The 10,166-nt window shown below is 38.7% G+C and carries 13 protein-coding genes; 6 read left to right on the top strand and 7 right to left on the bottom strand.

Annotated elements, in window-relative coordinates; all coding sequences use genetic code 11:
* The first annotated feature begins 87 nt into the window (after window positions 1-87).
* From ACZFYI_RS09675 to ACZFYI_RS09665, 3 genes are all read left to right on the top strand, one after another.
* Window positions 88-345: a hypothetical protein gene (locus ACZFYI_RS09675; protein ID WP_462523923.1), complete on the top strand. Its 258-nt coding sequence runs from the start codon at window positions 88-90 to the stop codon at window positions 343-345.
* Window positions 346-484: 139 nt separating this feature from the next.
* On the top strand, window positions 485-742 hold the full coding sequence (locus ACZFYI_RS09670; protein ID WP_462523922.1) for a hypothetical protein: 258 nt from the start codon (window positions 485-487) through the stop codon (window positions 740-742).
* A gap of 10 nt (window positions 743-752) precedes the next feature.
* On the top strand, window positions 753-1,520 hold the full coding sequence (locus ACZFYI_RS09665; RefSeq protein ID WP_462523921.1) for an XRE family transcriptional regulator: 768 nt from the start codon (window positions 753-755) through the stop codon (window positions 1,518-1,520).
* Window positions 1,521-1,580: 60 nt separating this feature from the next.
* Here ACZFYI_RS09665 and rluF read toward each other — a convergent pair whose 3' ends face one another.
* On the bottom strand, window positions 1,581-2,315 hold the full coding sequence (gene rluF / locus ACZFYI_RS09660) for a 23S rRNA pseudouridine(2604) synthase RluF (RefSeq protein ID WP_462523920.1): 735 nt from the start codon (window positions 2,313-2,315) through the stop codon (window positions 1,581-1,583).
* Window positions 2,316-2,458: 143 nt separating this feature from the next.
* Here rluF and ACZFYI_RS09655 point away from each other — a divergent pair, with 143 nt between their 5' ends.
* Entirely contained in the window at window positions 2,459-2,899 is a 441-nt protein-coding gene (locus ACZFYI_RS09655) for a hypothetical protein (protein WP_462523919.1), read from the top strand.
* On the opposite strand, the gene ACZFYI_RS09650 is transcribed toward ACZFYI_RS09655, so the two are convergent.
* The 4 genes from ACZFYI_RS09650 to ACZFYI_RS09635 all read right to left on the bottom strand — a co-directional run bounded on the left by ACZFYI_RS09650 (window position 2,900) and on the right by ACZFYI_RS09635 (window position 6,559).
* Window positions 2,900-3,658 (bottom strand): hypothetical protein, encoded by a 759-nt coding sequence (locus ACZFYI_RS09650; protein WP_462523918.1) that lies wholly within the window; start codon window positions 3,656-3,658, stop codon window positions 2,900-2,902.
* Between the two features lie 147 nt (window positions 3,659-3,805).
* On the bottom strand, window positions 3,806-5,032 hold the full coding sequence (locus ACZFYI_RS09645) for an ATP-grasp domain-containing protein (RefSeq protein ID WP_462523917.1): 1,227 nt from the start codon (window positions 5,030-5,032) through the stop codon (window positions 3,806-3,808).
* Between the two features lie 31 nt (window positions 5,033-5,063).
* Entirely contained in the window at window positions 5,064-5,486 is a 423-nt protein-coding gene (locus ACZFYI_RS09640) for a DUF2141 domain-containing protein (RefSeq protein WP_462523916.1), read from the bottom strand.
* Window positions 5,483-6,559, bottom strand: a complete 1,077-nt coding sequence (locus ACZFYI_RS09635) for an AMP-binding protein (protein ID WP_462523915.1) — start codon at window positions 6,557-6,559, stop codon at window positions 5,483-5,485. Before ACZFYI_RS09635 ends, ACZFYI_RS09640 begins: the two co-directional genes overlap by 4 nt.
* 81 nt (window positions 6,560-6,640) lie before the next feature.
* On the opposite strand from ACZFYI_RS09635, the gene ACZFYI_RS09630 reads away from it, so the two are divergent.
* Both ACZFYI_RS09630 and ACZFYI_RS09625 read left to right on the top strand, forming a co-directional pair.
* Window positions 6,641-7,480, top strand: a complete 840-nt coding sequence (locus ACZFYI_RS09630) for a 1,4-dihydroxy-2-naphthoyl-CoA synthase (RefSeq protein WP_462523914.1) — start codon at window positions 6,641-6,643, stop codon at window positions 7,478-7,480.
* Window positions 7,480-8,328, top strand: a complete 849-nt coding sequence (locus ACZFYI_RS09625; RefSeq protein WP_462523913.1) for an alpha/beta hydrolase — start codon at window positions 7,480-7,482, stop codon at window positions 8,326-8,328. Before ACZFYI_RS09630 ends, ACZFYI_RS09625 begins: the two co-directional genes overlap by 1 nt.
* Before the next feature lie 102 nt (window positions 8,329-8,430).
* On the opposite strand, the gene ACZFYI_RS09620 is transcribed toward ACZFYI_RS09625, so the two are convergent.
* A complete protein-coding gene (locus tag ACZFYI_RS09620; protein WP_462523912.1) occupies window positions 8,431-9,234 on the bottom strand; it encodes a universal stress protein in 804 nt (267 codons plus the stop codon).
* Window positions 9,235-9,331: 97 nt separating this feature from the next.
* Window positions 9,332-9,952, bottom strand: coding sequence for a class I SAM-dependent methyltransferase (locus tag ACZFYI_RS09615; protein ID WP_462523911.1), 621 nt, complete (start codon window positions 9,950-9,952; stop codon window positions 9,332-9,334).
* Window positions 9,953-10,166 lie beyond the last annotated feature (214 nt).

The following is a 10,166-nucleotide window of genomic DNA, read 5'->3' as shown; positions in this document are numbered from 1 at the left end:
ATTTAAACTGTTTTAGTTGATTAAATCTTTTCTATGCCGTATAAAACAAATTATCTCAAATCAACCATTCTATTAACAATTGCCTTTTTGGTTTTTTTAAACATTATTGCATTCAAAATATTTGCTTCTGAATCAAATGACTCTGTTTGGCTTGCCCAAGATACTGCTTTCCAAAAAGATGATTTAGATACTCTGGATTTTAATGAAAATGGTTTTGAGGAAATTGTAAAAGAGAAGTTTATTGAAGGACCTGATTTTGGAATGTATTATAGGTTAGGAATTCTTATTGTAATCCTTTATTTGGGTTATCGAATAGTAAGGAAGGTATTCTCTAATAAAACCTAATCATCATTTCTTCAATTTTTCCAATCCCAATCTCCCAATTTCCCCGACAGTATATGTCGAATATAGGTTATTTTTATTAACATATATATGTTATTATAAATAACATTTTTATATTAGCTCCTGTTAAAACACTAAGGACATGGAAGCTATCGACAAAATAAGTGTGATTCAAAAAGAACTTCCTTCGGGAAATTGTCAGGTGAAGTTTTTTATCGAAGATGAAAGAAAGCCTCAATACGGTTACCTTTTGGTCAACGAACCCAAGCCGGTAGGGGAGATCATCGCCGAAATCCAAGAGCGGTTGGAGAGAAGAAGGATGGCAACCTCGGGTTTGAATCCATTCTCGGTAATGCACCAACAAAAAGAGGATAACAATTTTTATTTGTATTCAGCTTAATAGAATTCATATGATACTTGCCAAGAACCTCAGATTTCTCAGGACAGAAAAGGGATTGACCCAAACTGACCTTGCTGAAAAGCTTGGTGTGCAGCGCACCATGATTTCGGCATATGAAGACGGCAGGTCCGAACCGAAGCTTTCTGCTTTGGATATCATTTCGGAACTGTTTGCGGTGAGCATTGACGAATTGCTACACCATGATATCCAACAATTCGGAAGAAAAGCATCAAAAAACAAAGAGATCAAAATCCTTACCATTGCAGCCGATGATAGCGATCGTGAGAATATCACCATGGTGGGGCAAAAGGCATCAGCAGGGTATCTGAATGGGTTTGCTGATCCGGAGTATATGGAATCTTTGCCACAGTTTCATATTCCTACACTTTCGAGAAATGCGACTTACCGGGCATTTGAACTCAGCGGAGACAGCATGCTTCCTTTAGTGTCAGGGACGATAATAATCGGGTCTTATGTCGAGCAGCTGAAGGATATCAAAAGCGGCAAAACATACGTCCTTGTCACTACTTCCGAGGGGGTGGTTTACAAAAGGGTGTTCAATTACCTAGAAGAGAACGGTAAATTGTTTTTGGTTTCTGACAATGAACATTATAAACCTTATGAGGTCAAAGCGGAAGATGTCGTCGAAATCTGGGAAGCAAAGGCATTTATCAGTACGGATTTTCCAAACCCGAAAGACAAAACCAAGCCTGTAAGCCTTGAGGATATTTCCCAAATGATTCTTGACCTCAAGTCAGAAATAATCCGTATCAGGTGAGGGTGTTTTCTTGATTATTTTGATTTGATAAACTTTCACCAAGGAGACCGAAACAAGAAACTAATCATCATAAGTTTTAGAAGAATCCGCAATCAACCTGTTGACTTCAGCCATTTCTTTTTTGCTTAAGTCACGCCATTTTCCGATTTGTTGATCGAGGATGATGTTCATGATTCTGATTCGTTTCAGTTTGGTGACTTTATAGCCAAGGTAATCGCACATTCTCCGGATCTGCCTGTTTAGGCCTTGGGTCAAAATAATATTGAATTTATAAGTACTGACCTGTCTGACTTCACATTTATTTGTAATGGTGTCCAAAATCGGAACTCCATTTCCCATTTTTTGGATAAAAGTCTTGGTAATCGGCTTATCTACTGTCACCACATATTCTTTTTCATGGTTGTTTTTTGCTCGAAGGATTTTGTTGACTATATCCCCGTCGCTAGTCAAAAGTATAAGCCCTTCACTCTCCTTATCCAATCTACCAATAGGAAATATCCGCTTGGGGTGTCCAATGTAATCGATGATATTGTTTTTCTCAGCTTTGATGTCGGTCGTTGAGACTATTCCCACGGGCTTGTTAAAAGCAATATAAACATGTTCTTCCTCCGGCTCGGAAATCAGCTTCCCATCTACCCTGATTTGGTCTCCGGGATTGATCTTGGTTCCCATTTCAGGAACTTTGCCATTAATAGTCACCCGTCCTGCATCAATGAGCTTGTCAGCCTCCCTTCGTGAGCAAAATCCCACCTCACTGAGGTATTTGTTGATTCGGGTGCCATTTGTTTCTGTCATCTGAAAAGTAATTTCTTGATTTGCTTACAAAAATAATAGAATTGAACGGATTCAGAGTTTCGTTTATTGAATCTACCGTTTCTACAATTTCATTTTTCTAAATCACTTTTTAAGCGTATTTTAAAATGATAAACCCAAAAATTATGGAAGCGAATAATTTTAAGCAAATCGGGGTGTGGATGGACCATTCTAAAGCACACCTCATAGGATACAAAAACGGAATGGTTCACATGATTGAGACTGTTGATTCACCCATTGAAACTATGGTCAGGGTGGTGGGAGAAGGAAGTGACAAAACCCGGTTTTCATCGAATGGGCTGAATTCCTCTAACAATGAGCATCGTAAACACAACATTTCCCAAAAAGAACTCAATGAATACCTTAAAATGATGGAAGGAAGACTTTGTCATTTTGAGGATATTTTATTGTTTGGCCCGGGCATAGCCAAAGAACAAATGAGGAACAGGCTTCGCGACAACAAGTCTTTTGATGGAAAATGGCTTTCTGTTCAAAGCAGCGACAAGTTGACGGAAAACCAACTCTTAGCTTTTGTAAGGGATTTTTACAACAGCTCTATGCCTTAATCATAAAAATTTTCGAAATCCCTGCTGAATTCGGCTGATTGCATCGAAGGAGTCATCAATATTGAAGACTCCTTTTTGAATGTCATGCCAAAAACCATCTCCACATTCGATAAACTGACCTTTTTGACTTGGTTTTGATTCTGTCGCCATGCCATAATCATAATCCGGCAAAAAGATAAACGAAAGCAATTCTTTGGTTTCATCCCAATCTACTTCTTTTACTTTTCCATTTACAGTAACTTCCATTTTTCGGATCGAAAATCTGACCACAAGATTGATATCGTAAGCAGTCTCTTTTTCCCTTATCATGTAATGTATGGTCAAAGGAGCTTCTTTATGGGTGATTTCATAAATGGCCTGAATGTAATCCTGTGAAAAAATCTGCCAATCTTCCTGATTTAAAGGTACGGTTCGGATTATTTGGCCTTGGGAATCCTTGGAAAGGAGTTTGATGCCGCCTTCTTCATCCAATTTCTTATTGGACCATTTTGACTTTGCATAGAGTTCTCTCAGAGGTTTCTCCCACACTTTCGGGATTTCTCCTTGAAAATGATAATCATCATCCATGGTAAAACCCTCATTGAGGATATCATCTTCAGAAACTTCATCCCTGTCGGTATAAACCAAATCAAGTTGGCTGTCCAGAAAATTCTTTCCAAAACCGATTTTTAATTTAAAAATATGGCTGTATGGCGGTGGAATCACGCCTGAATCATATTCAATTTCGATCCTTGTCAAGTCTTCTGTTCTGAGATGCATTGCTAAATGAATTCAAGTAATGGTTTTTATTGCCCGCAAAATTAAGGGATTCTTTGGGAAATAGGTTTTCAAAGCTTAACCCCTTTTGAATCAGGATTGGTTCAAAAAGGACAATTTCATTGAAAAGGTGCAATTCGATGACGCAGACTAATCATTTTTGACCAGACTATTCAATTCAACTTGACGCTGCGATTTATTATCCGGTTTGAGACGCACATATTTTTTGAGATCTGAATGTAGGATTTCTGTCAATTCAGTTTCATTTCCTTGAGTGGTTTCAGTGAAAAGAAATCCAAAAACCCCAAACTTGTCCAAATCAATCTTCCTCAGATGCAGTGGTTTTTCAAAATCCATGAGCAAAGCATCATAATCAAATGCCTCGATTTCCTCAGATTTGACTCCTGAAGTATTGTCTAACAATATCAAGCTATATTTTTTTCCTTTTCTTGTTTTGAAAATTGATTCCCAATCCGGTTTTTTGGAATAAAAGAAATGTTCATAGGAATTGATCCCATAAGCAAACCATGCAAGATCCCCCGTAGTGCACCAACCTCCAAATCGCATCGGGTTTACTTCTATCGGGAAAATTTTTCCTGAGTCATCCATCCTGATTTCAACGTGCAAGGGAAAATTTCTGAGTTTTATTTTTGAACCGATGAGGGTAAGGAAGTCATGTATTGGACCATGAAGCATTATGATGATCTCGGGCGAACTTGTATAAACCCGGTCGCTGACGTCATTTTCTGAGGTGAAAACATGGTGCAGGATATTTAAAATCACAGGTTTGCCATCTTTATCAAAATAACAATCAAAAGCATATTCCTCTCCGGGGATGAACTGCTCAATTATAAATTGGGTATTGTCGATGACTTCCTTAGGGTAAAGTGATTGTGTTTTGACAATGTCATTTTCAATCTTTGCTACTGTTTCAGTCCAATCTTCCGCACGGTCCACTTTGTAAACCGCAATGCTGAAGAAGCCTACTGCGGGTTTGATGATAAAAGGAAATCTAAATCCGGAAACATCCATATTCCTCAGATTTTCAACATCCACAGACTCGAAAAAGTAATCGGGATAAGCCTCTTTGACTAGTTTTCTGAACTTATACTTGTTCTTGAAGACCTCAATGATTTCAGGAAGTTCCGTTGCTTGGGTGTTTTTTTGGATCCAGCTGATGCTATTTTCCGAATTGGTATAGGTGGGAGTATTTGGATTTTCCTTAAGGTATCGGGCAGCAGCATCTTCAGCTATCCAATTGAGGGTCTTATTGCCGGCTATTTGTTTTGCTTCTTTGGTGGCGATTACCGGGAATTTATTGTCAATAATGGTCTGAATCAGAAAATCTGAAACATAAGGAAAATCAAGCAGGATCATTTTGGCAGGGTTTATTTCTGCAAAGGTAATTTCATCTCAATTTGATACTGACATTATTTTTACCGACGGTTACTTTAAATGCAGCTTTTTCAAAATGAGGTGGGCCAAACATGCCCATTGCGTCATTTGAAAACCCATATCCATCCCTTGGGATTCCAAATGCATTGGTTCTTAATTTTCCTGTATTTTGACTGTCATGAAATAAGGAAATTGCATACATACCCTCGGGAACTGCTCCAAAATCCACCTGAGCCTTTCCGTCTTTGATCTTTACAGAGGCACTTTTAAATGCTTTTTCAGTATCATCAGGAAAACCTGCCTCACCTTTGAAAAGTAAAACCCTGACCAAACCCTGATCATTTTTGACATTGGTAACTTGGAGGGAAAGTGTTGTCGGATTTTGGGATTGGGAAAATAAGGCAAACATGATCCAAATAAGGATTGATATTTTCATTTCGCTGATTTAATGGTTTCTGATTTATTGATTTTACCTGAAGGAGTTTCTACAAATTCCCTAACGAGGATTACTTCTTTTGGGATTTGGTATTTATGCACTAGGTCTGAAATCGAATCCAGCAACCTCTTGGATTTTTGATGGTCAGCTTGTTTTGATTCTATTACCAAAACCAATTTTTGACCCAATTTGAGATCCTCCAATCCAAAAAGAAAAAACCGGGATTTTCCAAAATGTTCTTCAATGGCCGGTGAAATTTGGGGTTCCAAAGATTCAGGCTGGATTTTGAAACCACCGGAATTGATTGTAAAATCAGCCCTTCCTATCCATGTAAAGCGATTTTCAGCCAGGATAGTCACGAGATCATTTGTTTGCAGTCTTTTTTCCTTTGCCATTGGAGCTTCTATCCAAAGTTTGTTTTCCTGATCCGTTCCTATAGTCACTCCGGGAAGTGTTTCATAGACCAAATTAGATCCCTCGATTTTTGCCAAGGCAATATGAGAAACAGTTTCTGTCATCCCATAGGTCTGAAAAGAATGGATATCCTCTTTTGCCAGGTTTTCGAGTAGAGAAATAGAGGAAGGGGCACCACCGATAATCAGGTTTTTGATTTTCTTCAGTTTTTGAAGGGAAAAATCCTGTGATAGACAAGCTGCCACTTGCATAGGAACCATTGCTACAAAGTCAAATTTCGTATCCACCCATAGATCTTCAAGCGGATTTTCTGTAGGCTTGGTCAATATCATTTCAGCATTCCATTCCATTGCCCGAACCAGCATCATTTTTCCTGCGATCATAGCGGTATTGAGACAGCAAAGCAGCATTGGATGATTTTCTATTCCAAAGAACTTTGCGGTTGCAGCAGCTGAAATCTCCATTTGCCTGCGATTTACTGAAATGGTTTTTGGAATACCAGTAGAACCGGAAGTTTGAAGATCAAATGAATCCTGACCCTGTAACCAGTTTTGGCAGAATTGCAGCGACTCTTTTACATAGGGATCATTCCCATCCCAATTTCCATTTTTGATTTGGTCAAAAGTATAGCTGATATGTTCAAGAATGATTTTTCCCATTGTGAAGCAATGCCTATTCAAAAATCAACAAAATTCCTTGAAGGCTGTTATCTTGCATAAAATAATTAAACCAAAAATAGCATGGAGATAAATTGGAAAACCGCAAAGGAATACGAAGACATAACCTATAAGAAATGTGACGGGGTAGCAAGAATTGCCTTTAACAGACCTGAAGTGAGAAATGCTTTCCGGCCAAAAACCACCAAAGAACTTTACGATGCTTTTTATGATGCCCAAGAAGATACTTCAATTGGTGTGATTTTACTCTCTGCTGAAGGACCCTCTCCCAAAGACGGAATTTATTCTTTTTGCTCTGGCGGTGACCAAAAAGCCCGAGGTCAACAGGGATATGTGGGAGAAGATGGCTACCATAGACTTAACATCTTGGAAGTCCAAAGATTGATCCGCTTTATGCCCAAAGTGGTGATTGCGGTAGTTCCGGGTTGGGCTGTTGGGGGAGGTCACAGCTTGCATGTGGTTTGTGATTTGACATTGGCAAGTAAAGAGCATGCTATTTTCAAGCAGACAGATGCAGATGTGACGAGTTTTGATGGGGGATATGGTTCGGCTTATCTTGCCAAAATGGTGGGACAAAAAAAGGCACGGGAGATATTTTTCCTCGGAAGAAACTATTCTGCACAAGACGCCTATGAAATGGGAATGGTCAATGCCGTTATTCCGCATGCTGAATTGGAAGACACGGCTTTTGAATGGGCTCAGGAAATCCTTGCCAAATCACCCACTTCGATCAAAATGCTGAAATTTGCCATGAACCTGACTGATGACGGCATGGTCGGACAGCAGGTTTTTGCCGGAGAGGCGACAAGATTGGCTTATGGTACTGAGGAAGCCATTGAAGGCAGAAATGCTTTTTTGGAAAAGCGAAAGCCGGATTTTAAAAACATCAAATGGATCCCATAATGAACCATCTTGAAACAAGCTATACCTCACACGATGGCCTGAAATTATACCTTCAGGCTTGGATGCCTGAGAAGCCTAGGGCAGCCATTCTTATTGTGCACGGCTTGGGTGAACATTCATCCCGGTATGCCCATTTGGCCAAAAAGTTGGTCGATAAGGATATTGCAGTCTTTACTTTCGATGGGAGAGGGCATGGCAAATCCTGCCTTCCTAAGCCTGATGCGTATTTTTCAAACTTTGAGGATTATCTGAAAGACATTGATGCGCTTTTTCGAAAAGTAAAGGCATACGTTCCAAATACCCCCGCTTTTATTTTTGGTCACAGTATGGGAGGCGGCTTGGTGGCCTCGTATGTGATAAAATACCAGCCAGAGGCAAAAGGAATTGTCCTCAGCGCTGCCGCATTAAAACCTGCCGATGATGTTTCCAAATTATTGATAGCAGTATCCTCGCTCGTAAGTAAAATTGCCCCGAAGCTAAAAGTATTGAAACTGGACAGCAGCAAAGTTTCCCATGATCCTGAAGAAGTAAGGAAATATGATGAAGATTCTCTTAATTACCATGAAGCTATACCGGCTAGGACAGGCTATGAATTGCTTAGAATGATGAAGGAGATTGAAGAAAAATCCTCTCAATTCAAACTTCCAGTATTATTGCTTCACGGTACAGGTGACAAGCTCACCAATCCAAAAGGATCCGAGGAGTTTTATTCGAAAATTTCTTCCAAGGATAAATCTTTTAACATGTATCCCGGCCTTTTTCATGAATTGATCAATGAGTTTGAAAAAGAAGAAATCATGGCAGATATCTTGAAATGGATTGAGGAGCGGATTTTGGTTTACTCATGATTTGAAACTTTTATAACCAATCCGGTAAGAAGTAAAAGGTGAGAAATGGAATCCTGTTCTTATTTAAACCTTTTACCTCTTTCCTTACACTGCTTATCATTTTCATTTGATTACCAAAAGCGGCACATGCGTGTGGTAGGCCATTTCCAAGCTTGTACTTCTATTGAAAAGGTATTCAAAAAATGACTTATTTTTATAAAACATTACCAAAATTGAACCTTTGTTTTTTTTGAGGTAAGATTCTATTCCCGAGTTGACATCGGAAGCATGTTCAATTACAAAGTTGATTTCTTTATCTTCAAACCTTTCTCTTAGCACCTCCTCAAGACCTATCAATCCAAGATCCTTTTCAAAACTCTCCTCAGTCTTTACATGAAAAAATTCATAAGGCAAATCCAAATTCCGGGTTAGCTTAAACAACTTGATGAAGAATTTTTCTTCTTCTTTATCCAACTCAAGACCTGTCGAGATTTTTGACCAGTTTTCCCATATTGCATCCTGTGGAACCGCCAATACAGAAACCGAGCTTTCTTTGATGACATGACCGGTATTCGAACCAATAATGGCTTTTTTAATTCCACTAGCCCCTTGAGTTCCCATTACAATCAAGTCGTAATCTTCCCTGTAAGCCAAGGCAGTTACAGCCGAAGCCACAGTACCCTGTATGATCCGATAATCCACCTCAATACCCAATTTCTTTCCATCTTCTGTAGATTTTTTAAGTGCTTTTCTGGCATCGGATTCGATTTGGCTGATAATTTCGGTTGCCTGTGCAGCAAAATCATATACGGCGTAAAATGCAAATACCAGCGTAACCGATGCCTTTTCTTTAATAGCGATTTTTAAGGCATATTCTATGGCGTTGTTAGCATTGTCCGAAAAGTCTGTAGGAACAAGGATTTTCATGGCTATCTCAGTTTGGTGGTTTTTTTTAAGCTATTCACTTATTGTTTTAACTCAAAAGTAAAAGAATTCTAAAAATAAAAAGATGATATGCATTAATTTATAATTTGATTTTTTCCCCAACCAACCTGATGACATGAGCCTCACCTACATGTCCTATTCCCTCATTCAGATGGATGGTTCCTTCAAATTCAAAATGCCATTTTATGTTTTGAAAATTTGATTTTAAACCTGACAAGTCATAGAGCATTTCTAGATTTTTTGGACCTCCGGATTGGTATTGGAGCTGTTTTTTACCAAACCCTTCTATGATCATTGTGCCACCAACTTTCAGAGCTTTTTCGAATTTGGAATATACTTCAGTAGAAATTTCTTTTGGAAGATGGAAATAGATCAAGGAGACTACATCAAAGGATTCCGTCTCAGGTATGTGTATCCTTGCATCACAGACATGGTAATCCACATGAAGTCCGAGTTTTTCAGCTTTTTTTAGACAGTGGTTTTTGCCTGTTTCACTTTGGTCGATGGCAGTTACTTCCCATCCCAAAGAAGCTGCATATAATGCATTCCTGCCTTCTCCTTCTCCAGGCAAAAGGATTTTTCCGGGAGGCATTTGCTGAATATTGGCTTTTAAAAATTCATTGGGTTGATCTCCATACAAACCGGGAGTTGTCGAGAATTTATCATTCCAGAAAATATTGTCCATTTTGTTTTCTTTCAAATTTCCTGGAATTTTTTCCGCTTTTCTGTAATAAATGACACTTTATCAGATCAAAATCATGGTCTAGTGTAACATTCGTCACGTTTTGTGGAAATTCTTCTGATTAATTTTGAATTGAAGTAAAAGAAATAAGGATTTCGGATGTCAGAAAAAGTCTATTTTAAAAATGGAATTCTGATTTCCACAGATTTGATTGGAATTCTAAGTTGGTCAA

The sequence above is a fragment of the Aquiflexum sp. genome, from assembly GCF_977115555.1.
The sequence above is the reverse complement of the archived record's forward strand: the minus strand, read 5'-3'. Positions and strand labels throughout refer to the sequence as shown.

Coding starts and splice junctions, on each gene's coding strand:
- ACZFYI_RS09665 (WP_462523921.1), top strand. CDS start 753: ATGATACTTGCCAAGAACCTCAGATTTCTCAGGACAGAAAAGGGATTG.
- ACZFYI_RS09670 (WP_462523922.1), top strand. CDS start 485: ATGGAAGCTATCGACAAAATAAGTGTGATTCAAAAAGAACTTCCTTCG.
- rluF (WP_462523920.1), bottom strand. CDS start 2,315: ATGACAGAAACAAATGGCACCCGAATCAACAAATACCTCAGTGAGGTG.
- ACZFYI_RS09640 (WP_462523916.1), bottom strand. CDS start 5,486: ATGAAAATATCAATCCTTATTTGGATCATGTTTGCCTTATTTTCCCAA.
- ACZFYI_RS09620 (WP_462523912.1), bottom strand. CDS start 9,234: ATGAAAATCCTTGTTCCTACAGACTTTTCGGACAATGCTAACAACGCC.
- ACZFYI_RS09630 (WP_462523914.1), top strand. CDS start 6,641: ATGGAGATAAATTGGAAAACCGCAAAGGAATACGAAGACATAACCTAT.
- ACZFYI_RS09635 (WP_462523915.1), bottom strand. CDS start 6,559: ATGGGAAAAATCATTCTTGAACATATCAGCTATACTTTTGACCAAATC.
- ACZFYI_RS09625 (WP_462523913.1), top strand. CDS start 7,480: ATGAACCATCTTGAAACAAGCTATACCTCACACGATGGCCTGAAATTA.
- ACZFYI_RS09650 (WP_462523918.1), bottom strand. CDS start 3,658: ATGCATCTCAGAACAGAAGACTTGACAAGGATCGAAATTGAATATGAT.
- ACZFYI_RS09645 (WP_462523917.1), bottom strand. CDS start 5,032: ATGATCCTGCTTGATTTTCCTTATGTTTCAGATTTTCTGATTCAGACC.
- ACZFYI_RS09655 (WP_462523919.1), top strand. CDS start 2,459: ATGGAAGCGAATAATTTTAAGCAAATCGGGGTGTGGATGGACCATTCT.